Annotated in this window: 23 protein-coding genes and 1 pseudogene; 17 read left to right on the top strand and 7 right to left on the bottom strand. The window is 66.8% G+C overall.

The features are described 5' to 3' along the window. Positions 1 to 171: 171 nt before the first annotated feature. Complete coding sequence (locus HET64_RS03105) at positions 172 to 1,524, bottom strand: DNA cytosine methyltransferase (RefSeq protein ID WP_215101942.1); 1,353 nt, start codon at positions 1,522 to 1,524, stop codon at positions 172 to 174. A 419-nt stretch (positions 1,525 to 1,943) separates the two neighbouring features. Here HET64_RS03105 and HET64_RS03100 point away from each other — a divergent pair, with 419 nt between their 5' ends. The 5 genes and pseudogenes from HET64_RS03100 to metG all read left to right on the top strand — a co-directional run bounded on the left by HET64_RS03100 (position 1,944) and on the right by metG (position 7,131). After that, on the top strand, positions 1,944 to 2,600 hold the full coding sequence (locus tag HET64_RS03100; protein ID WP_215101940.1) for an Eco29kI family restriction endonuclease: 657 nt from the start codon (positions 1,944 to 1,946) through the stop codon (positions 2,598 to 2,600). 191 nt (positions 2,601 to 2,791) lie between these two features. Further along, positions 2,792 to 3,600 (top strand): IS5 family transposase gene (locus HET64_RS03095; RefSeq protein ID WP_215101938.1). Its coding sequence is split into 2 segments (ribosomal slippage): positions 2,792 to 3,131 and positions 3,131 to 3,600, totalling 810 coding nucleotides; the frame shifts between segments, so codons are not numbered across the junction. 114 nt (positions 3,601 to 3,714) lie between these two features. Continuing rightward, complete coding sequence (locus tag HET64_RS03090; RefSeq protein WP_308369765.1) at positions 3,715 to 4,374, top strand: immunity 21 family protein; 660 nt, start codon at positions 3,715 to 3,717, stop codon at positions 4,372 to 4,374. Further along, positions 4,289 to 4,969, top strand: a pseudogene (locus HET64_RS03085) (LacI family DNA-binding transcriptional regulator); the annotation flags it as partial. The gene HET64_RS03090 and the pseudogene HET64_RS03085, both read left to right, overlap by 86 nt. Before the next feature lie 440 nt (positions 4,970 to 5,409). Beyond that, positions 5,410 to 7,131: a methionine--tRNA ligase gene (gene metG / locus HET64_RS03080; RefSeq protein WP_215101936.1), complete on the top strand. Its 1,722-nt coding sequence runs from the start codon at positions 5,410 to 5,412 to the stop codon at positions 7,129 to 7,131. A 42-nt stretch (positions 7,132 to 7,173) separates the two neighbouring features. On the opposite strand, the gene HET64_RS03075 is transcribed toward metG, so the two are convergent. Then, on the bottom strand, positions 7,174 to 8,574 hold the full coding sequence (locus tag HET64_RS03075) for an MGMT family protein (RefSeq protein ID WP_215101935.1): 1,401 nt from the start codon (positions 8,572 to 8,574) through the stop codon (positions 7,174 to 7,176). Between the two features lie 626 nt (positions 8,575 to 9,200). Here HET64_RS03075 and HET64_RS03070 point away from each other — a divergent pair. Both HET64_RS03070 and HET64_RS39775 read left to right on the top strand, forming a co-directional pair. After that, positions 9,201 to 10,661, top strand: coding sequence for a class I SAM-dependent DNA methyltransferase (locus tag HET64_RS03070; RefSeq protein ID WP_215101932.1), 1,461 nt, complete (start codon positions 9,201 to 9,203; stop codon positions 10,659 to 10,661). Beyond that, a complete protein-coding gene (locus HET64_RS39775; protein ID WP_215101930.1) occupies positions 10,658 to 11,614 on the top strand; it encodes a BsuBI/PstI family type II restriction endonuclease in 957 nt (318 codons plus the stop codon). Before HET64_RS03070 ends, HET64_RS39775 begins: the two co-directional genes overlap by 4 nt. Positions 11,615 to 11,620: 6 nt before the next feature. Here HET64_RS39775 and HET64_RS03060 read toward each other — a convergent pair whose 3' ends face one another. The 3 genes from HET64_RS03060 to HET64_RS03050 all read right to left on the bottom strand — a co-directional run bounded on the left by HET64_RS03060 (position 11,621) and on the right by HET64_RS03050 (position 13,333). After that, positions 11,621 to 11,863: a hypothetical protein gene (locus tag HET64_RS03060; RefSeq protein ID WP_215101928.1), complete on the bottom strand. Its 243-nt coding sequence runs from the start codon at positions 11,861 to 11,863 to the stop codon at positions 11,621 to 11,623. Between the two features lie 499 nt (positions 11,864 to 12,362). Further along, a complete protein-coding gene (locus HET64_RS03055) occupies positions 12,363 to 12,980 on the bottom strand; it encodes a hypothetical protein (RefSeq protein WP_215101926.1) in 618 nt (205 codons plus the stop codon). Further along, on the bottom strand, positions 12,977 to 13,333 hold the full coding sequence (locus HET64_RS03050; RefSeq protein WP_215101924.1) for a hypothetical protein: 357 nt from the start codon (positions 13,331 to 13,333) through the stop codon (positions 12,977 to 12,979). The genes HET64_RS03055 and HET64_RS03050 overlap by 4 nt, the downstream gene beginning before the upstream one ends. Positions 13,334 to 13,756: 423 nt before the next feature. On the opposite strand from HET64_RS03050, the gene HET64_RS03045 reads away from it, so the two are divergent. Then, entirely contained in the window at positions 13,757 to 15,016 is a 1,260-nt protein-coding gene (locus HET64_RS03045) for a hypothetical protein (protein WP_251144685.1), read from the top strand. 274 nt (positions 15,017 to 15,290) lie between these two features. On the opposite strand, the gene HET64_RS03040 is transcribed toward HET64_RS03045, so the two are convergent. Further along, positions 15,291 to 15,779 (bottom strand): NUDIX hydrolase, encoded by a 489-nt coding sequence (locus HET64_RS03040; protein ID WP_215101922.1) that lies wholly within the window; start codon positions 15,777 to 15,779, stop codon positions 15,291 to 15,293. A gap of 44 nt (positions 15,780 to 15,823) precedes the next feature. Further along, positions 15,824 to 17,053, bottom strand: a complete 1,230-nt coding sequence (locus tag HET64_RS03035) for a helix-turn-helix domain-containing protein (RefSeq protein ID WP_215101920.1) — start codon at positions 17,051 to 17,053, stop codon at positions 15,824 to 15,826. Between the two features lie 184 nt (positions 17,054 to 17,237). Between HET64_RS03035 and HET64_RS03030 the strand changes: the two genes are divergently transcribed. The 9 genes from HET64_RS03030 (at position 17,238) to tyrS (ending at position 26,288) form a co-directional block, all read left to right on the top strand. Then, positions 17,238 to 17,954, top strand: coding sequence for an HAD family hydrolase (locus HET64_RS03030; RefSeq protein ID WP_215101918.1), 717 nt, complete (start codon positions 17,238 to 17,240; stop codon positions 17,952 to 17,954). Next, the gene (locus HET64_RS03025; RefSeq protein ID WP_215101917.1) at positions 17,951 to 18,952 is read left to right on the top strand and encodes a zinc-binding dehydrogenase; all 1,002 of its coding nucleotides are present in this window, start codon (positions 17,951 to 17,953) and stop codon (positions 18,950 to 18,952) included. The genes HET64_RS03030 and HET64_RS03025 overlap by 4 nt, the downstream gene beginning before the upstream one ends. Before the next feature lie 28 nt (positions 18,953 to 18,980). Further along, entirely contained in the window at positions 18,981 to 20,132 is a 1,152-nt protein-coding gene (locus HET64_RS03020) for a hypothetical protein (RefSeq protein WP_215101915.1), read from the top strand. Then, complete coding sequence (locus HET64_RS03015; protein ID WP_215101913.1) at positions 20,126 to 21,046, top strand: radical SAM protein; 921 nt, start codon at positions 20,126 to 20,128, stop codon at positions 21,044 to 21,046. The genes HET64_RS03020 and HET64_RS03015 overlap by 7 nt, the downstream gene beginning before the upstream one ends. Next, positions 21,043 to 22,059: a hypothetical protein gene (locus tag HET64_RS03010; protein ID WP_215101906.1), complete on the top strand. Its 1,017-nt coding sequence runs from the start codon at positions 21,043 to 21,045 to the stop codon at positions 22,057 to 22,059. Before HET64_RS03015 ends, HET64_RS03010 begins: the two co-directional genes overlap by 4 nt. A 16-nt stretch (positions 22,060 to 22,075) precedes the next feature. Beyond that, positions 22,076 to 22,777: a trans-aconitate 2-methyltransferase gene (locus HET64_RS03005; RefSeq protein WP_215101904.1), complete on the top strand. Its 702-nt coding sequence runs from the start codon at positions 22,076 to 22,078 to the stop codon at positions 22,775 to 22,777. Beyond that, entirely contained in the window at positions 22,774 to 23,868 is a 1,095-nt protein-coding gene (locus HET64_RS03000; RefSeq protein WP_308369762.1) for a hypothetical protein, read from the top strand. The genes HET64_RS03005 and HET64_RS03000 overlap by 4 nt, the downstream gene beginning before the upstream one ends. Continuing rightward, a complete protein-coding gene (locus HET64_RS02995; protein ID WP_215101902.1) occupies positions 23,865 to 24,806 on the top strand; it encodes a glycosyltransferase family 2 protein in 942 nt (313 codons plus the stop codon). Before HET64_RS03000 ends, HET64_RS02995 begins: the two co-directional genes overlap by 4 nt. A gap of 75 nt (positions 24,807 to 24,881) precedes the next feature. Next, positions 24,882 to 26,288 carry a tyrosine--tRNA ligase gene (gene tyrS / locus HET64_RS02990; RefSeq protein ID WP_215101900.1) on the top strand — a complete coding sequence of 469 codons (1,407 nt, stop codon included), beginning with the start codon at positions 24,882 to 24,884 and terminating at the stop codon, positions 26,286 to 26,288. The last annotated feature ends 239 nt before the right edge of the window (positions 26,289 to 26,527 follow it).

Below are 26,527 nucleotides of genomic sequence, written 5' to 3'. Positions count from 1 at the left end.
GAGGCGCGTGCGAGACGCCCGTCACCCAGGTCGACGTTGCGCCGATTGCGACCGCCGGCGGCGCGGTCTTGCTCAACTGCTGGCGCGGCCGCGCCAGCTCGACGCTTATACGCGCGTTCCGGAGGCAGCCTGTCCTTCCAGCGCCCCCCGACCCCTGTCTGCGGCATGAAGCTAGTGTCCCGCCGCAGCCAGGGCATCGGAGACGGCCTTGGCGAAGAACTCACCGAGAGCGACCGGCACGGCGTTGCCCAACTGCCGCATTTGCTCGCCTCGAGGGCCTGAGCCATGCCATTCATCCGGGAACGTCATTACCCGGGCGGTCTCGCGCACGGTCATGTAGCGGTGCAAGTAGGTAAAACCACCCGGTGCTGAGACGTCGCGGACCCGCTCGTCCAGCAGCATCACGGACTCGCCGCCTGGCACGCCGTGAACGCCGGCCTTGACCGTTTTCGCGGGACGATCGAGTTCGTTCGGGGTGTGCCCCTTGTAGATACGGGCTCCAGGCCAACCGACGTGACCGACGGCTCCGATCTCTTCACCGAAGTCGAACTTCTCCGAAAGTCGGTTCCTATCGACAGGGGGGAGTGCCGGGAGTTTCACGTCCGTGCCGTGTCCCTGAATGGCGTCGCGCATTGTGCGCCACGGCTGGCAGTCGTCTTCCTTGATCACCTTCGGGAGACGCGCACGCACTCGGTCGCGAACGTGGTCCTCTACGGTTGGGTGGCGCTTCCAGTAGGGTCCGTCCTCGTCGCGCATGGACCGGAACAGGGCCGCCTCGGAGAATCTCTCCGTTTTCACGTACTTCTCGAAGCCGTCGACGTCCACGCCGAGGTCGGCTCGGAAGGCTACGATTACGACCCGGTTGCGTACCTGCGGGACGCCATAGCTGGCGGCGTTGACCGGCACCATCACGACTCTGTAGTGATCCGGGTTGCTGTCGTCGTCAGATAGTTGATCGAGAATGCGCGTCAGGTCAGCGTTGTGATCCTGCCACTTGACCTCATCGTCGCGCTTCTCGAACGGGAGACTCAGCTCGTTCTGGATGTACTGGAAATAGTCGACGAAAGACGGCCGCAGGAGTCCGCGGACGTTTTCGCAGATAACCACCTTCGGCCGCATCTCTTGCACTGCCTTGAACATGGCCGGGAACATGTTGCGCTTGTCTTCATCGCCCTTGGCGACCCCGCCGGCGCTGAACGGCTGGCACGGAGGGCCTCCTGCCAGGACATCGACCTCGCCCTGGAAGGCGCTGAAGTCCAGGTCGCGCACGTCGCCCGGATAGAGGGGGGCGGGCTGCCCCGGTTTTGGCGGCTGAGGCTTCTTCTCCTCGGTGCGCTTCAAGCCGTCGACACCGAGGGTCTTTCGCGCACTCGAGATGAGTGTCTCGCAGGCGCGGTTGTTGAACTCGTTGAACAGGAGCGGGCGGAAGCCTGCTTGGTGGACCGCCATGGCAAGGCCGCCTCCACCCGCGAACAGTTCAACGCTGGTCCGCTGCTTCTTCGCTTCTTCAGGCAGGTCAACCATGGCGAAACCATACCGCGGAGTTGGTGATCATGGCGAACCATCACTCGAACGGGTCGCCTAAAAGTGAGCAAGACCATAGAGTTCGTGGTGATCAACACGGCGGAGAGGGTCAGGGGGATGGCGCAGGCGGCCAGGTCGGTCGGCCCGGGCGCCCGCCACGATGATTTTCGGCTGAGCATCACCAAGGCCCTTGGTGATCGACTGGCCCGCGCAGTGAGGCTTTTCGGTACCCGGAGTTCCCGAGCGAGCACAAGAGCGCCTGGCGGTACTGCCGGTCTGGCAGAGTTACCGAGACGCCGCCCGGGGGATCGCCGAGGATGACCTCTTCGTGCCGACGGGTGAGCAGGACACGTAGTAGTCGACCTAGTCCGTTCCAGCGGGGTCTTCCCGCAGACGGGCCGATCACCGATCAGGAAGCCATGCCTGCCGAGTACGCCCCCGCGTGGTTCGACCCTCTGTCAACCGAGCAGATCGCGAACACCATCTGCGAGACCTTCGAGCGGCAACCTCTGGTCTCCATGACCCACGAGATCTCGAGGTTCGAGGGTTCAGGGCTGTATGCCCTGTACTTTCGCGGTGCGAGCGTGGACATGTATCTGCCGCTCGCCAGCCTCCAAATCCCCGTTTACGCGGGGCAGGCCCTTTCCAGTAACAGCGCTACTGGGGAGAGGGTTCGGGAGCGATACCCCCTTCATAGCAGGCTTAAGCAACACCGTCTGTCGATCATGGAAGGCGGCCTGCCGATCGTGGAGTTCCGGTTTCGGGCCCTCCTGCTGCCTGACGTTCACGCCGATCTGGGGGAGAACGCGCTGAGGGTCGGATACACGCCAGTCTGGAACAGCAAGCTCAAGGGCTTCGGCAGCAAAGAGCAGGGGGCGACGACCCGCCAGAGCAAGAAGAGTAAGTGGGACACGGTGCATGATGGGCGTCGGCGCACTCATGGTGGTGTCGTTCATGACATTGAAAAGCTAACGATAGAGGCCAAGGCTCACATCGCGCAGCAGGTGATCGACTACGAAGAACTCCCATGGCCCCACCCCGCTACGGATACGTACCTAGATCTCGACACTCCGTGAGTCAGAACGGCAGCCGGTCTGCCGGGGACTGGGGCCGGTTGTCCCGCTGACCGTGGGCACTAGGGTGCGAGATGTTTTGCTCAGGCCGGAGGCGGCGAGCTCCCGATTTCATCGTCGACTAACTGATCGTTTCAGAATGAAGTTTGCTGTGCCCCTTGGCGGTTGGGTGATGTGTCGGCAGGATCTGTTGGGTGTCTGCTGATCTTGTGTCTGATGACCTGTGGGAACGTGTGGCTCCGCTGCTGCCGGCTCGTGCTCCGCGTCGGCACCGCTACCCGGGGCGGTTGCCTGCCGATGACCGTGCTGCTCTGTGCGGGATCGTTTACGTGCTGCGCAAGAGTGTGAGCTGGCGGGACGTCCCCGCTGAGCTTGTCGGGTGCAGTGGGGTGACGGCCTGGCGTCGTATGCGGGACTGGACCGAGGCTGGAGTGTGGCCCCGCCTGCACGAAGTCCTGCTGGCAGAGCTTCGCAGAGACGGACTGCTGGAGATGGACGACGCGGCGATCGATGCCTCGCACGTCAGGGCCCTCAAAGGGGGGCTCACACCGGACCTTCGCCGGTTGACCGAGCGCGGCCGGGCAGCAAGCACCACCTGATCGTCGATCGGAACGGAACTCCGCTCGCTGTCTCTCTGACCAGCGGAAACCGTCACGACGTCACTCAGCTCATGCCCCTGCTGGACGCGATGCCCCGTATTCGTGGTCTGCGCGGCCGGCCAAGGCACCGGCCCCGGCGGCTGTTCGCCGACCGCGGCTACGACTTCGACAAGTACCGCCGTCTCATCAGGGCTCGCGGCATCACTCCCAAGATCGCCCGACGTGGTGCCCTGCACGGTTCCGGCCTGGGCAAGACTCGATGGGTTGTCGAGCGGACCTTTGCCTGGCTCCACCAGTTCAAACGGCTCCGCATCCGCTACGAGATACGCGCCGACCTTCACCTGGGCCTCCTCCAACTCGCCTGCAGCATCATCTGCTTGAGACGGCTCAGAACCTCATTCTGAAACGATCAGTAAGGGCTGTCCCGTAACTGCAGGTGCGGGAGACCCTGGGCCGTTTTTGCCCTGGTGCCAGTCGCCACCGTGGGCGTTGTCAGTGGGCGAGGGCACACTGACGTCATGAGCGTTTCTTCGTCTCCCGAAGCCCATGCGTCCTGCACCTCCCCTGTCTGGGCGGAGTCGATGGGCGGGCCTTTGATCGCTGTCCCCGTCTCCGCGTTGGCTGCATGGCGTGGGTGTACGGAGACCGGGGTCATGGTGGGGGACGCCACCGCTCCAGACGACTACGACCGGGCCTGCGCGGTGGACGGTTTGGCTGGTGTGATCACCGTTGGCGAGAACGGTGCGCAAGCACTGGTGTTGGCGGACGAGCCAGCCACCAGCTGTTTTCTACCCGAGCATCGGGCCTTCCTGCGGTGGCTTGCGGCTGACTCCGAGGCCGGGCTGAAGGCGGCGGCCAGGGCTGTTCTTGCAAACCCCGCCACTGAGTGGGAGGAGTGCGGCACGTGGTCATCAGACGGACCAGCCACACTCATGGACTCTGCCGAAGCAGGTTCCGCGCTCGACACCGAGTATCCCGGCGGCGGGATGCCCTCCCAGGCGCCGGTTGCGCTGCCCGCTGGCCGCTGGAGGGTCCGAGCCACCCATACCAAGGCGGACGAAGAGAACTGGGTCGGCCTGGTCCAGATGCTGCCCATCCCCCTGCCACGGCAGGACCTACGTCTTCCGCGGACAGGGTGCAGCTCGCACCGGAGGGCACCAGGGCGCGAAACTCGTTGATGTCGCACGCCGGGCCGAAGTCTCCACTGGGACGGTGTCCAACGTCCTCAACCACCCCGATCGCGTCACCGAGGCGACGCGAATACGGGTGGAGGAGGCCATCACGGATCTTGGGTTCGTACGAGGCGGCACGGTGGTTGAGCCTGCGGTCCACTGGCGCAGGAACGGATTCGCGACGTGGCTGTTCACCCCAGCGGTATCGGGCTGGTATCCGAAGAAGGCACCGCAGGAAGCACGCCCCGTACCGCTACTAGGCGAGCCGTGGCCCGGAGTCCCCGCACGAGGACGCGGCGCCGGCCAACGGGCCGACGCCTGCTGGCTCCCGATCGCCAAGGGCCTCACGCCCCACGGACTGCGCCACACCCACAGGACCGTGATGGAGGACCTTGGCACCGAGAAGGTCCTCATGGACCAGCGCATGGGAGACATCGACGGCTCCGTCTCAGCACGCTATGCCCACGTCACCCCTGGCATGCGCAAGCGCCTCATGCTCGGCCTGACAGAGCAGTGGGACGCAGCACTCGCTGCCCGCTTGTCGATGTATCCCACGTCGCCCGTGCACGTGCTCGACGCCCTCCTGCGTGTACGCCGGTAACACGGGCCGAGGCGAAGTCTGGGCGGCGCGAGGCACCCGGACTTCCCGATCGCAGGGGTGAAGTCCGATCGGGAGCACACGGTCCTGCTGGAAGTTGGTTCTCGGATCATACGGACCGCCTATTGGGCCTCGGATGAAGAGGGGGATGCGTAACCACGGACATACGGGCCTAATATGAGGACCGCCTCGGCCGTTCGAGACTTGCTTGGCCGCCTGTCTCGGACGGCCGAGCGCCTTTCCGCGCGAGCCCGGCCGCCGGTAAACGACCCGGCGGAGTGGCCCCCGGGTGCCATACGATTGCGGCGGCTTGCAGATCCGGCCGTCACCATGCGTGACACGGTTGAGCGACCTTGCGCGGTCGCGCCTGCTGCACCCTCCCGACTTCGGTCCGCCGTGGCACTGCCGCCAGGCGCCAAACGTACGAAATGGAGCATCCAAGGATGGCTCGACACCTGGTAACCAGCGCGCTTCCCTACATCAACGGGATCAAGCACCTGGGCAACATGGTCGGGTCGATGCTTCCGGCGGACGTGTACTCCCGGTACCTCCGCCAGCGTGGTCACGACGTCCTGTACATCTGCGCGACCGACGAGCACGGGACGCCCGCCGAGCTGGCGGCCAAGGCGGCCGGCACGTCGGTGGCGGAGTTCTGCGCGCAGGCTCACGACGCGCAGAAGGCCGTGTACGACGGCTTCCAGCTGGCCTTTGACTATTTCGGACGTAGTTCTTCGCAGCAGAACGTCGAGATCACCCAGCACTTCGCGCGGCAGCTGAACGAGAACGGCTTCATCGAGGAGCGGGCGATCCGCCAGGTGTACTCGCCGGTCGACGGTCGTTTCCTCCCTGACCGGTACGTCGAGGGGACCTGCCCGCACTGCGGTTACGACAAGGCGCGCGGCGACCAGTGCGAAAACTGCACCCGCGTCCTGGACCCGACCGACCTGCTGGACCCGCGCTCCGCGATCAGCGGCTCCACGGAGCTGGAGGTCCGCGAGACCAAGCACCTGTTCCTGCTCCAGTCGAAGCTCCAGCACGAGGTCGAGGTGTGGGTGGCGCGGCACGAGGCCGACTGGCCGCACCTGTCGTCCTCCATCGCCCGCAAGTGGCTGACCGAGGGTCTGCACGACCGGGCGATCACCCGCGACCTGGACTGGGGCGTGCCGGTCCCGGCGGACACCTGGCCGGAGCTGGCGGCCGAGGGCAAGGTCTTCTACGTCTGGTTCGACGCCCCGATCGAGTACATCGGCGCGACGAAGGAGTGGTCGGACGCCGCCCCGAACGGCGAGAGGCGCGACTGGAAGTCGTGGTGGTACGAGGCCGACGACACCGTCCGCTACACCCAGTTCATGGCGAAGGACAACGTCCCGTTCCACACGGTGATGTTCCCGGCCACGGAGCTCGGTGTCCGCGAGCCGTGGAAGAAGGTCGACGTCGTCAAGGGCTTCAACTGGCTCACGTACTACGGCGGCAAGTTCTCCACCTCCCAGAAGCGCGGCATCTTCACCGACGCCGCGCTGGAGTCACTCCCGGCCGACTACTGGCGCTACTTCTTGATCGCCAACGCCCCCGAGTCGGATGACTCCTCCTTCACCTGGGAGCACTTCGCCGCCACAGTCAACAAGGACTTGGCCGACACCCTCGGCAACTTCGTCAACCGCGTGCTCTCCTTCTCCCGCAAGCGCTTCGGCGACGAGGTTCCCGCAGGCGCGGTGGCCGGCGAGGCGGAGACGAAGCTCGGCGAGGAGATCGCGCGGCTGCTGGCCGAGTACGAGGAGCACATGGACGCTCTCCAGTACCGCAAGGCCGGCGCCGCCCTGCGTGCCCTGTGGTCGGCGGGCAACTCCTACCTGGAGGAGAAGGCCCCCTGGTTGGAGATCAAGACCGACCCGGACGGCGCGGCCCTGACCCTGCGCACGGCGATGAACCTCATCCACCTCTACTCGGTCGTCTCCGAGCCGTTCATCCCGGCCTCGGCCGCCGCCATGCGCGGGGCCTTCGCCTTGGAGAACGACACCGCGACCTGGGTGACCGCCGAGCAGACGAAGTCCCTGGACGCTGTCCCGGCCGGCACGCCGTTCACCGTGCCGCCGGTGCTCTTCGCGAAGATCACGGAGGAGGACCTGGAGTCCTACCGCGAGCGCTTCGGCGGGGCTGACGCCTGAGCCAGGGACCGGTCACGATGGGCTGAGGGCTTCGAAGGGCTCTCAGCCGTCGAGGACGTGTCGGAGCTCGTCCTGGCGCAGGCGCTGGTCCGGGTCGGCGGTGTCCCCATCGAAGCGCACGCCTTCCCTGATCAGGAGGGATGCGGCGGTGTCCGTACGCGAGGGGTCGGGCCACTGGAAGCCGGGGCTGACCTTCCCGGCGGCCGTGAGGACGCGCCAGGGGTTGGGGCATCGACCGCAGGTGCCGAGGTGTTGACCTATGGGGACGGCATGGCTCCCGACCGCCGCCGCCAGGTCGCCGTAGGTGGTCCATCGCCCAGCCGGGACACCGCTCAGCAGAGTGTGCAGCCCGGTCCAGTCCTTGCGAGTGCCGCTGAGCTGCCTGGCCAGCCCGGTGAGGTCGGACCCTGCGAGCGTGGCCCATGCGTCGGGGTCGACGTCGGCGGGCACATGGGCGGTGTCCACGTCCCACCACGTCGTTCCCTGTATGCCGTCGGCGGTGCGTCCGGTCACGTTCGTGAAGATGTGGTTGGCCAGCCCGGTAGGGGAGTAGGAGGCTCCGTCCGCGTCCCAGACCAGTGGCTTGGCGGTGTCATTGGTCCAGGTGGCGGCTGCCCGGCCGGTGTCCTGCGCCACCCACGCCCGGATCTCGGCGCGGATCGCTTCCGTCACACCGTGGCGCGGTGTCATTAGCAGCCTCGTCCCATCAGGCAACAGGCCCGCGCCGACAAGCACGTGGACGGCGTTGCGTGAACGCGAGCGTTCCTGCAGCTTCTTGGCCGCCGCCTCGCCTTCGACCCGGGTCGGGGTGAGCGTGAACTCCTCGACCTCCGGGGTCGGATAGACCTTGGTGAACCCGGCGACGATATGCCCTTCCACCCGCCACAGGCCGACCTGGACGAGGTCGATGTCGATGCCCATCTCCGAAAGCCAGACGACGGAGTGGGTGACCTGCTTGGGGAAGTCGGCGGCGATGATCACCTGCCGAGGCCGCTGGAGCAACGCCGGGCTCCACTCCCCGTCCACGTGGTCGAGCAGCCGCTGCCTGCACGCGCCGATGTCGAGGGTCTGCCCCCTGCGCGACAGGAAGTCGCGGTGCGCCTGGGTGAGGGTGTCGAGGTCGAAGCGGGACACCAGGGCGGCGTAGGTGATCGCCTGGAGGTGCACGTCCCGGTCGGCCGTCCCCCGCTTCAGCTCGACCACGACGAGGCGCCCTGTCGCATCCAACCCGAGCACGTCCAGCCGGTCGCGGGCCGGCACTCCGTCGGTGTCGGCCCACCGGTCGTACTCCGCGGTGATCACGAGCACTGACTCCCCGAGCACCTGGGGATGGGCGATCACCCATTCCTGGAGGTGCCGCCGCTCCAGCAGGCTCTCGGCGGCGAGCCCGGTGCGCGATATCGGCGTGGCCGTCCGGCCGTCCACGGTGAAGAGATGATCCACGATGCCCCCTCGTGCGCCCGGCGCGGTGCGTCGGACGCCCAGAGCGTACGCGGGCGGGGTCCCTCTACGAGGGCTATCTCGCCGAATCGTAGAAACGCCGAACTGCTTCGGGAGCCAACGGGGAGCCGGATCCCGAGATCGGCTCCCAAACGGCTCCCAAACGGCTCCCAAGACGCCCCCGGAAACCACTCAGGGGCCTGATCCACTAAGTGGATCAGGCCCCTGACCTGGTGTTTCAGCTGTCGGGGTGGCGGGATTTGAACCCACGACCTCTTCGTCCCGAACGAGGTTCGAGCAAGATCGAGACCTGCGGAGCTTGCAAACATGCAGGTCAGGGCGTTGGTCTGAGGTGGCGTGACGAGGGTTCGGTTGCCCTCCGAAGGAAGATCATCTCCCAGAATTCTCCCAGGAGCGGAGTGCCTCCCTGTCTCGACTGTGCTTCGTCAAAGATTGCTGGCGTGAGTTTGCAGATGCCGTCGACTCATGTGGCGAGTGGCCGGCTGCTTAGTAGTCGGGTTCACGTTGGGAGATCAAGAACCGCTGGCTGGGCACACGGCGGCTCGGTCACGCTTGCCGATCAGCGCATGACACACGGTTCCCGGGATGCCCCGTGAGAGGATCGTGACGTGAAACTGATCGAGAACACCGAGGCGCGACGGGTGGAGGCGCTCAGTTTCCTTGCCCCTCGGACCCAGGCCGCCCTGGGGCAGTTCTTTACCCCTGCACCAGCCGCCGCCTTGATTGCCTCGATGCCTCGCCTAGACGCCCTGAGCCGTTCGGTGCGCGTTCTGGATCCTGGCGCCGGGGTCGGCTCACTGACCGCCGCGCTGGTGACCCGACTGCACGAAGGCCGCCCTGACCTGGACGTTCACGTCGTTGCTGTGGAGACCGACCCGCAGGTCACGCCCTACCTGCGGACCACGCTCGAGGAATGCAGGGCAACCTACGGCACCACGTTCGACCTCGTGCAGGGCGACTACCTCACGGACGACGACGCACTCATTGACAGGCCGTTCGACCTTGTCGTTGCCAACCCACCCTACGGAAAGCTCGCCGCAGGCAGCCTGCACCGTACGCACACAGCCCACGTCCTGGTCGATACCAGCAACATCTACACGGCCTTCTGGGCCAGGGCTACAGCCGCTCTTGCCCCCGGCGGCCAGATCTCGATCATCGTGCCCCGCTCCTGGGCCAACGGCACCTACCATCGCGCCTTCCGCCAGTGGATGCTCGACCGCACCAGCCTCGACCTCCTACACGTCTTTGAGAGCCGCAACACAGTCTTTGCTGACACCGGAGTCCTCCAGGAAAACGTCATCGTGGCTGGCACGCGAGGCGACCAGCAGCCAGAGGTCGTCCTGTCGGCGTCGATCGCGCACGACGACGTCCCGCTGCGCCGTACCGTCCCGTTCGGCGCCGTGGTCCTGCCCGGGGACCGCGAGCGGTTCGTCCGCTTCGATGACTCCGCTGTCGTGCCGCCGGCCGTCTCGTTTACCTTGGCCGACTTGGGCTTGGGCGTCAGCACGGGCAAGGTCGTCGACTTCCGCAACCGCGAACACTTGACCGAGGACCTTAGCGCCGACAATGTCGTGCCGATGGTCTACCAGGCCAACGTGCGCGGCGGAGAGATCGAGTGGCCACAGCGCCCCGCCAAGAAGCCACAGGGCTTCTCCCCCAGCACCGAGGCCGCCCGCAAACTACTCCTGCCCGAAGGGCGCTACGTCGTCATCAAGCGTTTCTCCGCCAAGGAGGAGAAGCGGCGCGTGGTCGCGGGCGTCTGGAAGCACGACGGCCCGGTTGCCCTAGACAACAAGACCAACTACCTGCACGAGAAGAAGGGGCCTATCGACCCTCAGCTCGCGCACGGGCTGATGCTCTGGCTGAACTCCTCGACGCTCGACGCGATCTTCCGCACCTTCTCCGGACACACCCAGGTCAACGCCGGGGACGTCAAGATGCTCCCCTTCCCCTCCCGTGACGACCTGGTGCGCTTGGCGCAGAACGCGCCGGAATGGCTCCCGGAGCAGGCAAAGCTCGACGCACTCGTGGCTGACTTGTTTCCCGCTGTCGTAGGCTCCGCAGTGTGATCAGCACTTTACGAGCATCCGTCGACAACGTCAGCGCCCTCCTGCAAGCCTTCGGCTTCGACAAGGTCCGCTGCAACAACAGGTCCGCTCTGACGGCCCTCGTTCTGCTCGGCCTGGAGCCCGGCGAGCCGTGGAACGCGGCGACCAACCCGCGTCTCGGCGTCACGGAAATCATGGGCGTCATTGCGGAGAAATGGGGCAAGGGGTACGCGCCGAACTCGCGCGAGACCTTCCGCAAACAGACGCTCCACCAGTTCGTCGACGCGGGGTTCGCTGAGCACAACTCCGATGCCCCCGAAGGGCGCGCGGTCAACTCCTCCAAGAATAATTACCGGATCGCTCCGGCTGCTCTGTCCGTAGTGCGTCTCTTCGGCACCCGGGGGTTCCAAGAAGCCCTCGACGCCTGGGTAGCCGAAGCTCCCACCCAGCAGGCCGCTTACAGGGCCACCCGCGAGATGCAGATGCTCCCGGTCACGCTGCCCGACGGCTCTCTGTTCCGCCTCTCTCCCGGTGGCCAGAACCCCCTGATCCGGGACATGGTCGAGGAGTTTTGCCCTCGCTTCGCCCCCGGCGGACAGGTGCTCTACCTGGGGGACGCCAAGGATCACCGCTACGACATCCGCCAAGACGACGTCTTCGCACGTCTCGGGCTGGCCTTCGACGAGCACGGCAAGAACCCGGACCTCGTGGTCTACGACGAGCAGCGCGGTTGGCTCTTCCTGATGGAAGCCGTCACTTCTCACGGACCGATCGACTTCGGACGGCGTGAGCACCTGAAGAACCTCTTCGCGACGGAAAAGGCAGGGCTGGTGTTTGTGAACTGCTTCCCGGACCGCGCCACGATGCGCAAGTGGCTGGCCGACCTTGCATGGGAGACCGAAGCCTGGGTGGCTGACGCGCCTGACCACCTGATCCACCTGAACGGCTCACGGTTCCTCGGCCCCTATGAGTGAGCCTTTTCAGCTCGCGCTCTGATGGGGTGAACCCCAGGTCGCGGTCATGACCGGTTTGGCGTAACCCGAAGACAACCCCGCGGTCAGTGGTACACACAGCTCCGCCTTCATCAGAGTCTCGGCGAGCTGGCGGACGTGACTGCCGACCTGTGCCTGGGCCGGACCGAGGTGGACAGGCGTGCTACACAGCAACAGGCGCAGGGCGGGTTCGGCCTTGTCGGCGATGGCGAGATGCTTGTCTAGAGTCATCGTCGAGCTTCCCCACCCGTGCGCTGCGCTCGGATTGGGCCACGATGTGTGCCTCTCCCGCCGGCTTCGGCCTACACGATCTTGCGCGTCTTCTCGGAGACACCCATGCGTGGAACCTTGCCAGAGCGCCCAGGCCGGGCGTACAAGAACGTGGCCAGTTGTTTCGGCGCGAAGAGGCCGTCGCCGCCTGATCGCGCCAACTGCAACCCTCAACGTCGAAGGCCCCACCGCGAACGGTGGGGCCTTCGACAACGTGCCCGGTGAGGCACTGGCGGAGGATACGAGATTCGAGCTCATTGGGCTTGACCGCCCCAAAGACGCTTTCCTAATGTTCGTCCGGGGTTCCGGAGGGCTCGGGAGCGTCCTGACCTACGGTGCAGGGGGTGTGGGCGAAGCTTCTGAACGGTGCCGTACGCCGGTGAAGGCAACCAGAACTGCAACCACGGAGTCGCTTCATGTGGTGTCGCTGCTGCCCGATTTGGCTTGCTCTTCGACCGGGTCAAGCTGCCGTTGCGGGGGCGTCGACTGTCGTCTCTTCGGAGCGGCCCTCGTCGAACAGGCTCAGCATTTCGTCGTAGACGCTATCCGGATCGTCAGTCTCCAGGATTAGCATGGCCACTATGTCGAGGGCATGGTCGATTTTGCCTTCGGAGTCCTTCTTGGCCCGCTCGATCAACTTCAGATTGCGAGCTGCTTCCGGCCTGGCGTCGGTGAAGGCAGCAGGCAATTCGTCGAGGGCGTCGGTCAGGTCCCAGCCCTGGGGAATGAAGTAGGTCGCTCGCGCCGGGTCCTGGCCGCGTGCTCTCACCGTGGGACACGTGATCCGCGGCCCATCGGTGATCTCTACGTCCAGGAGTAGCTTCGAGGCTGCGTGGTACAAGGCCGCCAGAGCCGGGTCGTGATCGTCGAGGACCACTTCGGAGATGATCTCGCCCTCGCTGGAGGAGAGCATACGGATGAGCATGGTTGCTGCGTCGAGGGAGATTCGTTCGGGATCATAGGCGGCTATACAGCTTTGTCCCTCACGGCGCAGCGTGATAGCCGTTGATTGTGCCGAATCTCCTCGGTGCACGCGGAGTGAAACGCCAGAGAGGCGCCTACGCGTCAGAAGCGTCATGCCGATACCTCCGCTCGTTGCCAGTTCCGCCCGAGAGCGTCACGGTAGTGGTCGCTGTGGCCATGCTGTTGGGTGCACGGCAGACGGTCGTGCCAGGTTTCGTCGGCGTCCGGCTGGCCGTCCGTTCGATCACCGGTGAGGGCGTCGCGGCTCGGGCGTCGTTCCAGACATTCGGACCCGACGACGCTGGTGAGGGCGGCGCGCAGCGGGCTGGGTTCGACGTGGCTGCGTTCGCGGACGATCTCTGCCATGTGCTTGGGGATGAGCTGTAGGACCAGCTGGATCGCGGCCTGCGGGTCGTCAGCCCCCTGGCAGACGGCCGTCAGGTCGCTGGCCACCTTCGCGATGACCACTTTCCCTATCGGAGTCACCTGGCCGTCCTTGACGACGAGGGTATGTGGAGGGAGCGCGTCGAGGTCGATATCGGCGCGGGATGCGCGCGTTCTTCGAGGCAGCGTCGTGGATTCTTCCGGGGCTATGAAGGGCTTGATCGTTCTTCTCCTCGGTCAGCGACGGAAATCCCAGCGCCGGATCCAGGCCGACGCTGGCTGTCCTGCCTTCCTAGCGGCCCGCCGAGAAATGGGGCCAGGTATCTCCACTCGTTCGAGAGACATGGGCCCAAGGGCGCCACACGGCAGTGCGATTTGTGGCACCCTCGGCTGGCGACTGCCCAGCCGGATCCTGCTGGCTGGCCTCGCTCAACCCAGCGTCGGCAAAGGCAGTTCGGGCCCAGGTGCACTCTGTTGCGTGTGAGCGGTCGCTCCTATCGTGGGTTGATGGCCAATGGCGTGTGGCACACCCAGTACGACATTGAGATCAACCTGACGCGGCCCGATCTAGGGGCCGACGGCTACCCCGGATTGCTCGAAGAGATCATGACGAGCGTCTCCGAGCGGAACCCGCAACTGCTGGAGTGCCTCGCGCACAGAGCAGGGAAGCCGTGTGCATCCGAGACCGGTGGCAAATCGCCGTGGATGTTCATCCGGCGCGCTCGTGTCGGGGGGCGTTACCCCTTGGTCGCCGCCCACCTGCCGATCACACACAAGCCGACACCGGCGGAAAGTGACCAGCACAAGGCCACCAAGGAGCGGATCGTCCAAGCCGCCGTTCAGTTCGGACTGTCCGCCGACGCCGAGGTGGGGTTGCCCAATCGGCGCGGCGTCACTGACGCGATGGTCACGGGGCCTGCCGGCGTCCGGATCGGATGGGAGATCCAGTACTCCCCACTCAGTCCCAGCAGCGTCCACCGGCGATCGATCATCGCGATGGAGCACGACATCACGCCGCTGTGGGTCGCGAAGGACGACCGGGCGGCCCTCATCGACCGGGCGCCTTGGGCCAGGGTCGACGACATGTCCTGGAAGAAGATCGCCGACGGTAGCGAGATGATCATCCGTGGTGGCTACCGGCACCTTCAGGTCTGGCGCTGCCTGTCGAGTAGCGCGTTGCACTGCCCCGACACCGAGGGGGCAGGCCATTGCGGCGCGATTCACGCCGAGTGGTTTCTTCCCGCGCTCTGCGATCCGCCCAAGCCTTCCGTCCGGATCGAGGACCTCATTCTCACCAGTGCGACCGGGGACAGTGTGCCGGTCTTCGTACCGAGCCGGAGGGGCGGCCGGGCGGGTCGCCACATGTGGGTTCCCCGCGCCGACTGCGGGACCTGGCGGGAGCTGACCGGCCAGTGGGATCCCTTACCCAAGGCACAGGAGCCTGAGGAAGATGACGAGATTACCTTCTCCGAGCAGGAGGTCGACTGGACCTGCCGTGCTGGAGAAGAAGGCTGGTTCAAGAGCGACGCCCGACCAGTCAGGGACCTGGGACAGCCCACAGGCGGGTTCACCCTCGCCCGCATGCCCGCTCAGCGTCAGCGCCGCAGCACCTGGATCACTGCGGTGGAGCGGACCGCGGCAGCGGCGGCCCTCGGTTGCCCGCCGTGGGAGGTTGGTCCGTGTCTCCGGTGCTCCCAGCTGATGCGCCGCTACGGTCGCAACGCAGCGATGGCGTGTAATGCTTGCCGGACCGAAGCCTGCCCGTAGATGTCAAGGGGCGTAGCGCGGGAACTGCAACCCAAGCAGAGCTGCAAGCAAAACCAAAGTGCAACCCTCCCGCACCCCGGTTGAGAACCCTTACGGCGTTGGCCTTCCGGCCGATCCAGCAGCGCCGTACCCGGCGACGGTCGGGTGCGGTCGGGCCGTATGGCGGGTACCGATCAGCTCGGACTCCGTCGAGTCGCCCAAGCCATGGAGCAGGGGGAGCGGGCACGGTCCACTGTGCTCCACAAGCCGGTCGTATTGGAGGGCGTTCGCGTCTCTACTGGGTGCTGTCAACTCCCGGGAACGCCCCGTGCTCCAGATACACCGTCTCGCCGCGCTGCCGCGCCTGGACGGCCTGCCCGATCCGGCGGGCCAGGCGCGGGATGGTCAGCTTCGCGATCTCGGAGACCGGGTGGAAGGCGACCGCCCGGATCTCGCCGTCCTTGAACACGACACGGTTCAAGGTAGCCTGGTCCAGGACTCCACCGTCGAACAGGTAAAGGATCTTGTCGCCCTCCGCTTCCGAGGGAGCCCAGTCCATCGCGAGGAGCCGCCCGATCGGCGGGGCGATGTCGAGTTCTTCCCGCACTTCGCGGACGCACGTCTGGAGCGGTGACTCTCCCTGCTCGACGTATCCGCCAGGGATATCGCGGTAGTCCTTGTAGGTCGGCTCGACCAGCAGCACGTGTCCGGCCTCGTCGAAGAACAGGGCGCCGGCCGCCAAGAGGGGTGTGGCCTTGCCGGCCAGGAATTCGCTGCGGTCCATGCGGGGCACCCTATCCGTGACGCGGTCGACCGCAGCCGATGCCTTCAGGCCACGACGTGGAGCCGTCGGGCGAGCGCGGTGAGATTGCCGTGAGGCCGACCTCGAGAGTTGCGTATCCAGCGGAGGACCAGTTCCCGGCTCATGGTGTGGTGACGGATCTGCTCGGGTGCGAGAGACTCCGCCTGGAGCAGAACCTCCAGGGCTTCGTCGCCCCGGTTGCGGGCCGCGAGGGCTCGGGCGATTTCGAGATGGTGGCGCACCTGCCGCTCGACGGGGAGGCCGCTGGTGTCCACGCGCTGTCCGAGGTCGGCTGCGATCTGGTGGTCACCGAGCTCGCCGGCAGTGGCCACCGTGTGAATAGCGACATTGGTGGGGCCGAACGCGGTCCAGAGCGCATTGCTGTCCGCCCCGAGGCGCTGAGCGGCCTGATCGGCCCGGCCGAGGATGTCACGTACGGCGTTCCGGTCTCCGGCGCGGGCCGCTGCCATCGCGCCAGCCAGATGCAGCGCGCCGTATACGGCCACCTGCTCTCCGGACGACTCCGAATCCGTCGGCCGCAGCAGTGTCTCGGCGTCCTCCAGTAGGTTCAGAGCGGCGTCGAACCGGCCGGTCGAGGTGAGGCAGTGCATTACGGACCTCAGCAGCGACCCGGTCACTGCGAGGTCACCGCTCTGCTGGGCGGCGGCGAGTCCTCGGTCCGCGGCCATCCAGGCGAGTTCTGCTTCGCCCACCTTCCCCAGTACTTGGGCGGTGGCCTGGTACGCGAGCGCCAAGAGCCGCTGGGCCTCGTCGCGTTTTGCGCCATGGTGGGCGCGGGTGGCGGCAAGCGCGGACGCGAGCAGCTCGGGGAGCCGGTCGGCGACCCACGCGTACCGCGCCGCCTGGTAGCCGTCCATTGCGGCGGATATGTCCCGGCGAAGTTCCACGAGTCCGATCGGCTCGCCCTCCTGTCGGCCAGCAGTGAACAGAGAGGTGAGCGTGCGGTAGTCCATGAGGACCGCACGCAGGTCGGGCAGGGCGTGCCGACCGGTGTCGGTACCCCAGTTCACGAGCGTCGGCTCGCCCAGTAAGTCGCCGACCGTCACTCCGAGGGCGCCGGCCAGGGTCTGGATCACGGAGAGCCGGTCGAGTTCGATGCGGTTGTTCTCCGCCTTGCTCAGCCAGTCCGTGGTCCTGCCCACGAGCCCGGCCAGTATGTCCTGGGACAGCCCGCGGCGCCGTCGGTACCACGCGACGCGCTCGCCGATGGTCAAGGTGTCGCTGATTCCGCGCATGGCCAGATTCTCTCCGTCCTTGCCCGGACGACCCCGGAAGAATTTTCCAGGGTGCGCGCCCAGAACGCTTCTACGGTCACACCACCCAGGCCAACCCGTCGTCGATTCGGCGGAAACGACGGACCGGCCGACGCGATGACCGGGAGGCAACGTGCCCACCGCACCCCGCACAAGGAACGACCGAGTGGAACGCACCTTTGCCGTGGAGTACGAGTGCGAGGCTGTGATCTTCGATCTGTTCGGCACGCTCGTGCCGGCTCCCAGCGATGCCGAACGCAGCTCGGCGGTGCGCGAGTTCGCCGCAGCGATGGAGGTCGGCGCCGGCATCGTCGCCTCGGCCCTGGGAGCTAGTTGGCGTGTACGCCACGACGGCCGACTCTCATCGGTCGAAAAAGTCGCCGCGTACCTGGTATCGCGGTGTGGTGCGGCCGAGAGCCACGTGAACGACGTGGAGACGACGCTGCGGCGCTTGGCCTTGGCCCGATTACGGGCTGACCGCTCCGTATTTCTGGTTCTGGACACGTTGCGGCGTGCCGGAGTCCGGTTGGCACTCCTCAGCGACGCCTCTCCCGAGATCGCCGAATGCTGGGGTAGGACGCCTCTGGCGTCCTACTTCCCCACCGCGGTGTTCTCTTGCGAGGAAGGCGCGATCAAGCCGGATCCCGGACTCTTCGCACGAGCGCTGGAACAGCTCGGCGTCCCGGCTCACCGCAGCCTCTACTGCGGGGACGGAGGCGGCGACGAGCTGACGGGCGCGCGGAAGGCCGGAATTCGTGCGCTGCGCGTTGAGCGGCGGGGCGGCCCGGCCGGGCTCGCCTTCGGTGAGAGGCCCTGGCACGGAGAATCTGTGGCTTCAGTGGAGGACGTGCCCGCCGTGTTGACCGCGAGGCGGGGCCGATGACCCCGGCACACGCCTGGGCCGTGCGCGACGGCTCGTTGCGTCTCACGGCTGCTCCGAGTCCCACCGACACCGAAGACACCACGTTGATCCACGTCCGTTACTCAGGGATCTGCGGAAGCGATATCGCCAAGCTGTGCCCGTCATGGCGCGGCCCAGTGCCGAGGCCGTGGTTCCCGGGACACGAGATCGTCGGCACCGTTGCCCGCACAGTCGACTGGGTCTGTGTGGACCCGCTGATCGGATGCCGGTCGTGTCCCGCATGCACGGACGGACACGTGCATCTCTGTCACGGTCTGCAGCGTGTCGGCTGGGATCTGCCGGGCGGGTTCGCCGAAGCGGTCCGCGTGCCGTCCTCCAGCATCGTGCGGCTCCCCGCCTTGGCCGACCCGGCGCACGGGGTTTTGGCCGATGCCATGGCGGTGGCCCTGCACGGGGTGCGCTGTGGCCTCCCCATGCGACCGGGCCGCCTCGGCGTCATCGGGACCGGCGCCATAGCCGTGTGCACCGCTGTCTGTGCCGTTCAGGCCGGGTGGGAGGTCCACCTTGCCGCTCGGTCCGCCGAGCGTCGCGACCGACTGCACCAGGCTCTCGGTGACGTACCCGTTGCCGTGCACCAGGGCATGTTGCCGCCATGCGAGGCCGTGGTGGACGCGGCATCCGGGCAGGATGACGCCCCGCTGCGTCAGGCCGTGTCCTGCGTTCGGGACGGCGGCACCGTCGTCGTCCAAAGCGCCTACGCACCGCAGGTCACGCTGTCCCTGCCGCTTCGTGACGTTTTCCGCCGCTCGATTACTGTCCGCGGCTCGTACTCCTACTGCCGTGCGAAGGGCCGCGACGACTTCCGCGACGCCCTGACCCTCCTTACTTACGGCGGTAGTTGGGCCGACTTACTCACCAAGGATCGCTACCCGCTTCTCGATCTGCCGCGGGCACTCGCCGATCTCCGCGGCACGGACAGACACCGGCCGCTGAAGGCCCTGCTCACCGTCGATTCCTGACCGGTCAGACCTGAATGGAGCGCTCACCGTGGCTTTGCAGATCCCACCACTGGTCCACAAGATCAATTCCCCTGCCGACATCGACCCCCACGACGTCCATGGCGGCATCCTCGGCATCCTCGGCCTTCCCGACGGCCACACGCGGGACGTGATGCTGGGAAGCGTCCTGACCGGTCTTCTCTTACGGGGCCCGAGAATCGCCGAAGTCGAAGCCGCCGTCCAGGCCGCCACCTGCCTGGACCGGGACGGCTGGGACTACTGCCGGCCGGCCGCAGGTGTGCGATTCGTGGGCTACACCGGTAGTGGAAAGAAGACCTTCAAGACCCTCAATCTCAGCTCCGCCGCGGCTTTCGTCGCCGCTACCGGCGGCGCTCACATCGCCAAGCTCGGCTCGCGCAGTGCTTCGTCGAAGACAGGCTCGCGGGACTTCATCGACCTGGTGGGCGCAAGCTGTGACGCGGTGCCGCACGATGAAATGGTCGGCATCGCCACCGAGTGCGGGTTCGGCTTCTTCTCCATCGAGCACCGGGTGCCCGAGTTCGACCGTCGATACGGCGGCCGGTTCCAAGCCGTGCACGCGCTCAGTCTGGCCTTTCCCGCTCTGCTCAGCCCAGTCGTCTGCTCTTCCTACGTCTATGGGCTCTCGCACCCCGCAGTCGACGTCTCCGCTCAGCTCCTCACCCGTCTCGGGCTCGCGGACGTGACCGTCGTCAACTCGTCCGTCGACGGTGTCCTGCAGGTGGACGAGCTGCTGCCCGGCGCCACAGTGCGCACCAGTCGCACCCGTGACGGGCTCGGCGATTCGTCCCTGCCCCAGGAGGTGCGCCTTGCCGCGGCGAGCATGCCCAAGGACCTGCGCTCCATCGCCCAGCGGCCCGATCCCCAGGCGAACGTGGCCGCCGCCGTCAGCGTTCTGGCGGGCCGCGGCAGCTCGTCGGCCCGCAACGCCGTAGCCCTCAACGCGGCTCTGCTCATGGTGGCCGGCCAAGCCGCCCCCACCCTCCGAGCTGGACTCGACACAGCGCAAGCCATCCTGCGCACGGACGCGGCCTTCGGCACCCTGCGGTGCTTCATCAGGCTCACCGGCGGCTCCCCGCACGCGCTTGAGGGACTTCTACCGACGGCCGCATACGGAGCCGCCTCCGCCCGGACGTCACGCAAGGAGGAGATCCCGTGCTGACCCGCGACGAGCTGGGCATCGTCCACCTGGTGCTCAACACCGACTGCAATGCGTGGGACCTGGCCCCGGCCACCGCGTCCCCTGGCGTGTGCCGCTTCTGCTACCGCGAGCGGAACCGGGTCACCACCACCCCTGCGGTCATCGCCCAGGTGATCGACCGCATCCGAGCCGAGTCCTCGGCGCACCGCATCGTCTTCACCGGCGGAGACCCGGTCATGCCGTACGACAACCACCTTGAGCCTGCCCTCCAGCACGCGCACGGCAGCGGCTTCGACACGAACCTGCACACCAACGGCCTTCTCCTCAAGGACCGCTACCCCGGCCTGCGCGAGAACGTCACGGTGTACTCCCTGGCCATCGACGGCCCTGACGCGGAGAGCGCCGACTGGTTCCGCGGTCAGGGCTACTTCGACCGCTTCCAGGCCAACACGGCCATGCTCATCGCCGACCATCGGCGTTTGGCCTTCAACACCTTCACCACAGCTGCCTCTCTCGCCGAACTCCCGCGACTCGCCGAGAAAATCGCCGACTGCGCCCAGGCCACCCCGGTCGAGTACTGGTTGATCTCCCAGTACAGGCCGATCGGGCGGGCGAATTCCCGCAAGGCCGGGATCTACGGATTCAGTCGCGAGGAATTCGTCCAGGCGGTGAACGGCGTACGCGATGTTGTTCCGGATCTGCCGGTCTATGCGCAGCCCACCCGCGAGCCGGACGACGCCTATCCCTTCCGCGTCTGGGTCTTGGGCGACGGCACGGTCACCGCCGACCTCGGCAGCGTGGCCGCGCCCCGCAACACCGAGCTCGGCAACCTCCTGGACGACGGCTTCGAGTCCCTCGTCCGCCATGCCTTCGCCCTTCGCGAGGGCGATCCCTTCCGCACGGCGCCAATCACACCCGAGGAGACGTCCGCATGAAGTTCGACACGGCCTATTACGACAACGTCATCGACCAGCACCGGTACGAGCGCCTCGGCCTGGGAACCATCGACTTCGCTCTGGCGGGGATGAGCCCGGACGACCTCCGCACCAAGTGGATGTGTCACACCGGTGCCCTCGACTTCGCCGAGGCCGTGGCGGCCGGCAAGCCCGCCATCGTCACCACGGGCGTCGGTCTCGGCGGGCCGCCGCACGCCGGCACTCTCTTCCAGCTCCTGCGTGCCGTCAAACTCCAGCAGCAGGGCCTCGATGTGCAGATCGTGCTCGGCGACCTGGACTCGTACAACGCTCGCCGTACCCCGCTGGACAAGGTGCGCCGCACCGCTGACCAGTACGAGGAGTTCATCCGCCGTCTTGGCTTCGACGAACAGCGCGGTGTGCTGCGTCGCCAGGAGGGCCACACCGATGTCCTGGCCACCGCCTTCCTCCTCTCCCGCCACCTGGACGACGAGGACTTCCACTGGGCCGAGGAGGACCTCTCCGGTCTCTACCGCAATCACGGTGTCTTCGACGGCCTCACCTACGGCATGAAGCAGGCCACGCTCCTCATGGCTGCCGACTTCGTTCAGCTGCTGACCGAGGGGCGGCACGTCCTGGTCTCGCTCGGCGTCGACGAGCACAAGTACGTGGCGCTCGCCCGACGCGGGGCCGCACGCTGGGGCCTGCCCGCAGACCAACTGTCCGGCATCTACACCAAGATGATCCCCGGCCTCGGGGGCCTGCCGAAGATGAGCAAGAGCATCCCCGGCTCCGGCCTCGACGCATCGATGCCCGCCGGCGACATCCGGGCCCTGATCGCTGGCGACCGCGACACATCCGGAGAGGACGAGGGCTCGGCTCTGCTCCAGATGTATGCCTGCCTGCCCGAGGTGGACGGCGCCTCTTACGACCGCGCCACCGCGGTCCGCAGGACCGGCTCCCGCGAGTGGCGGGTACTGCGCGAGGAACTCATCGAACGCCTGATCACCCTCTTCGCCCACTGGCCGAAGTGACGGACGGAGCCCTGACATGCCTACCGCACCTGTGCTCTCCACTCTCCCGCTCGGCGACGCCGCCTCGTACTTCATACGGGCCGGGTACCGCAGCCGCGACAGCGTGCAGTACTTCGCCGACGAGACCGACGAGGCCACGGTCTGGCAGCCCGACGTCTACCCCTACGCCGCCGCCCGCGCCGCGCAGCTCGGCTGCGACGCTCTGATCGACATCGGATGCGGCCGTGCCGGCAAGCTCGCGGCCCTTGCCTCCACGCACCCCGACTGGTCCTTCGTCGGGGTCGACGTCGGCGACAACCTCCGCTGGTGCCGCGCCAACCATCCCTTCGGCGAGTGGATCGAGGCGGATCTGGAGACTACCCGAGCGCTCCCCCTCGCCCGCGCAGTCATCAAGCGTTCCCTCGTGGTCTGCTCCGACGTGGTGGAACACGTACTCGACCCTCGCCCACTCCTGGCCCTGGTACGCGGACTGCTCGCCGCCGGAAGCTCCGCTGCGGTCTTCTCCACCCCGGCGCGCGAGTTCCGCAGCGGATACGAAACGCCCGGCCCTCCCCGGAACCCCAGCCATGTCCGCGAGTGGGCCGGCGACGAGTTCCAGGCGCTGCTCCGCGCCTCCGGTTTCGAGATCCACTACGCGGGGCTGACCCGCAGCGACGACGTGTCCAACGGGCTTTCCACGCAGCTGGTCGTCGTCGGCCTCGGGAGGGGGGACTTGTGACCACGACCGTCTCGCCCAGCCGAGGGCTGCGCGTCGTCCATGTCCCGGCCCGCACCCCGTACGCGCGCAAGCTACACGGACCCGATTTCCACATTCTCAACGGCACCGCGATCAGCTCCGGCGCCGTCGTTCCCACAGCTGTGACCGCTACGTGGCTCCTCGCCCACGCTCCGCTCACCTGGCTCGACGTGCTCCACCTCCACCACATCGACATCGAGGAGACGGCTGTTCTGGAACGTCTCCTCGACGCCTGCGCGGAATCCGGAGTCCGCGTCGTCTTCACCGCCCACGACACTCAGTCCATGCACGGCGACGAATCCGCATTCACCGAACGGCTCCGGCTCCTCCTCAGCGCGGATGTCGACTGGGTCTTCCTCACGGAGAGTTCCCGCAGGGAGATGGTCGGCCTCCTCGGCACTACCTCGCCGGCGACCGTCATTCCTCACGGCTACGTCGTACCTCCGGAGGCGCTCCGTGGCCGGGAGCGCGAGCAGGCCGTCACGTCTGCTCGCTTCCTCATGTTCGGCGCCTCGCGCCCGAGCCGCGACCAACTCTCGCCCGTCGTCAACTGGAGTCTCGGAGTCACCGACCCCGGCAGCACCCTCCGGTTGCTCCTGCGCGCCTTCAGCCCCGCCGACTTCATCCCGGGCAGCCCCGTGCCCCTCCTCCTGGAGACGGCTCGCCACGATCCACGCATCCGGCTGTCCATGCGCCCCTACCCCACGGACGACGAAGTCACCGACGCGGGCCTCGCCTCGGACGTACTCCTGCTCCCCTACCTCTGGGGGAGCCACTCCGGACAGCTGGAGCTTGCCTTCGACCTGAACCTGCTCCCTGTGTGCTCGCGCACCGGCCATCTGCCCGAGCAGTACCGGCAGCACGGGCAACTGGTCACCGAACCGGAATGGGTCGACTGGACGACCGGCCACCCGAACCTCTTCGGCGAACGCTTCCTCGCGGCGGTCGAGAACGCCCGTTCCCGCACGGGCTCTGATGCCCAGCGCCTCGACCGCACCTTCCTGGAGCACCGCGATCAGGAACACAAGGCGATCCTTGCCGCCTACGCCGGGGTCTACGGAGGTGCCCGATGACCACCCCACCCCGGATCTCGTGCGTCATCCTGTGCCACGACTACGGCCGCTACCTCGCCCGTGCCATCACCAGTTGCCTCGACCAGGAACCTGGCGACTATCTCCTGCAGGAGATCATCGTCATCGACGACGGTTCCACCGACGAGACAGCGGAAGTGTGCCGTCGCTACCGAGATTCCGTCCGGGTCGTCCGCCGCGACTCCCGAGGGTTCGGCCCCACCCTGACTGACGCCTTCCTCCTCGCCGAAGGCGACTGGGTAGCCCCGCTCGACGCCGATGACTGGTTCCACCCCGCCAAGCTCCGTGCTTGCGCTGAAGCGATCACCGGCGAACGGCTCTTCATCGAGCACTGGGAGTACGTCGTCGACGCGGCCGGCCGCCCCCTCGTCACCGATCCCCATCCCGGCGGAAACACCAGCACCCTGCTCGTGCATCGGGAGGCTGCTCTTACGCTGCTGCCCGTCGTCAACGAGATCTTCTTCCACGCCCTGCGTCACGCGGGTCACGGCTGCGTCCTCCCCGTGCCCCTGGTCCACTACCGCGTCCACGCGCACAACATGACCGACCGCCATACCCCCGGAGTCTCCCAGCGCTATCGGGCCGACGTTTGTACCGCACTCGCCATCCGACTGCGCACTATGGCCGCGGAGCCCCCGGCCTGGACCACCGCCAGCGTCCTGCGCCGGATGGCCCACCACTTCCATGCCCAAGCTGCCGGACACCGCGTCGAGGCGTACGTACAGACCGGGCAGCGTCACGCCTGCTGGCGCCCGCTCGCCGCCATGCTGGCCGGCACCATCCGATCTTGCGCACCGCCACGCCCCTGGCTGAGGGCGATCGCCAGCGCGGTGACCGGCCATCCGCAAGCGCCACTCCGAGAACTCGATAACAGCGGAGCCGGAGACACCGAAAGTGATCATTCAAATACGAGGACATGACCAGCGGTGATAAAATTGCCGCTTCCCCTTCTTACTGGCCCCGCCAGTGATCCAATCCAGGAGCGAACAGGCATCATGAGCCGCCTCAGCGAGTCCGTTACCCGCGCCATGCAGATCCTCTCTGGATCGGACCTGGCCGCGGACTATACGGTCGCCCGGCTCCTGGAAGAGACATATACGCGGCGCTCCCTGGACCTGTCGGACCTCTCCCCCCAGGAGCAGGCCGCTCTCGTCGAAGGCCGCGCCATCAACGTGATCCCGTCGGCTTCCACGCTCGCCGACAAGATCACGGCTGCGCAGTCCGCAGGCCGGCCGTTCATCGTGAAGTACGGCATCGACCCGACCTCGCCGGATGTGCACCTCGGCCACTCGGTGCCCATCATCATCGCGAGCCGGTTCCAGCGCATGGGGCATCACGTCGTGTTCATCATCGGCGACGTGACCGCGAAGATCGGCGACCCGTCCGGACGCTCCTCCGATCGTCCGCCGCTCACCGACTCCGACATCGCGGCAAACCTCTCCGGCTACCAGGCTCAGGTCACCCCGTTCATCGACTTCGAACGAGCCGACCTGCGCTTCAACGGCGAGTGGCTCAACAAGGTCAGCCTCCCCGAGCTGGTCGAGATCCTCGCCCGCGTGCCAGTCTCCATGTCCCTCCAGCGGGAGGACTTCCGCAGTCGGCTCGCCGCCGGCGACGGCCTTTCGGTCGCGGAGTTCGTCTACTCCGTGGTCATGGCACTGGATTCGGTCGCCATCACCGCCGACGTTGAACTCGGCGGCGTCGACCAGCTCCTCAACCTTCAGATGTGCCGCAAGGTCATGGAGATCAGGGAGCAAACCCCTGAGGTCGTCATCACCACGCCCCTCATCGAGGGCACCGACGGCACCGGTTCCAAGATGAGCAAGTCCAAGGGCAACTACGTGGGCCTCTCCGCCGCCCCGGACGAGGTCTACGGTCGTCTGATGTCCATCCCGGACCACGTCACCGAGTCCTACCTCAAGTTGCTCACGGAGTGGACGGACGACGAGATCCAGCTGGTCTCCAAGCGGCTGGCGGACGGCACCGCGCACCCCATGGCCGTCAAGCGCATCCTCGCCAGCGAGGTCGTGGCGGCCCTCCACGGTCTGGAGGCCGCTGAGGCAGCCCGTGCGGAGTTCACCGCCCGCTTCTCGAAGCGCTCGTTCGGTGACACGCAGAACCTCCCGGGTGTCTCTCTCAAGGAGCACGCCGAGACCACGCTGGGCCAGCTGATCAGTCAGGTGCTGGACTTCGCACCCAGCTCTTCTGCCGTCCGCCGCATCGCCAAGCAGAACGGCCTTCGCCTGATCAGCGAGACCAGCAGTGGCGACCAGCGCACCACGACGCTCACTGAAGCCGCGGTACAACAGACCCTCGCTGCCGTGCTCGCCGAGGTCGACAGCAGCGAGGGCGCTGACCTGTACCTCAAGGTGGGCCGGAAGGTCGCCCGGGTCGACAGCTGAGGTCAGAGAACGGCGGCGCCCACTCGTAGTGGGCGCCGCCGTTGCCATTTCCTCCCTCCCATGTGGCAGCAGCCCATGGGGGCGGGCTGCCTTGGCCACGCCCATGGAGCCCGCCAATCTCAGCCCACCTCGGTGCGGTAACCGGGCAGGTCATGCGCTCAGATATCGATTCGACTTCGGCGAGTGTCGTGGAAAGGGATGATTATTTCCCGAATTCGAGCCAGTTCGCCGGGGGCAGA

Origin of the sequence: Streptomyces sp. McG3, from assembly GCF_018619185.1 — a bacterium.
GTDB lineage: Bacteria > Actinomycetota > Actinomycetes > Streptomycetales > Streptomycetaceae > Streptomyces.
The sequence above is the reverse complement of the archived record's forward strand: the minus strand, read 5'-3'. Positions and strand labels throughout refer to the sequence as shown.

Bases quoted from the DNA above. Each gene is read 5' to 3' on its own strand.
- HET64_RS03105 (WP_215101942.1), bottom strand. From the start codon at position 1,524: ATGGTTGACCTGCCTGAAGAAGCGAAGAAGCAGCGGACCAGCGTTGAA.
- HET64_RS03100 (WP_215101940.1), top strand. From the start codon at position 1,944: ATGCCTGCCGAGTACGCCCCCGCGTGGTTCGACCCTCTGTCAACCGAG.
- HET64_RS03090 (WP_308369765.1), top strand. From the start codon at position 3,715: ATGAGCGTTTCTTCGTCTCCCGAAGCCCATGCGTCCTGCACCTCCCCT.
- metG (WP_215101936.1), top strand. From the start codon at position 5,410: ATGGCTCGACACCTGGTAACCAGCGCGCTTCCCTACATCAACGGGATC.
- HET64_RS03060 (WP_215101928.1), bottom strand. From the start codon at position 11,863: ATGACTCTAGACAAGCATCTCGCCATCGCCGACAAGGCCGAACCCGCC.
- HET64_RS03055 (WP_215101926.1), bottom strand. From the start codon at position 12,980: ATGACGCTTCTGACGCGTAGGCGCCTCTCTGGCGTTTCACTCCGCGTG.
- HET64_RS03045 (WP_251144685.1), top strand. From the start codon at position 13,757: ATGGCCAATGGCGTGTGGCACACCCAGTACGACATTGAGATCAACCTG.
- HET64_RS03040 (WP_215101922.1), bottom strand. From the start codon at position 15,779: ATGGACCGCAGCGAATTCCTGGCCGGCAAGGCCACACCCCTCTTGGCG.
- HET64_RS03035 (WP_215101920.1), bottom strand. From the start codon at position 17,053: ATGCGCGGAATCAGCGACACCTTGACCATCGGCGAGCGCGTCGCGTGG.
- HET64_RS03025 (WP_215101917.1), top strand. From the start codon at position 17,951: ATGACCCCGGCACACGCCTGGGCCGTGCGCGACGGCTCGTTGCGTCTC.
- HET64_RS03010 (WP_215101906.1), top strand. From the start codon at position 21,043: ATGAAGTTCGACACGGCCTATTACGACAACGTCATCGACCAGCACCGG.
- HET64_RS03005 (WP_215101904.1), top strand. From the start codon at position 22,076: ATGCCTACCGCACCTGTGCTCTCCACTCTCCCGCTCGGCGACGCCGCC.
- HET64_RS02995 (WP_215101902.1), top strand. From the start codon at position 23,865: ATGACCACCCCACCCCGGATCTCGTGCGTCATCCTGTGCCACGACTAC.
- tyrS (WP_215101900.1), top strand. From the start codon at position 24,882: ATGAGCCGCCTCAGCGAGTCCGTTACCCGCGCCATGCAGATCCTCTCT.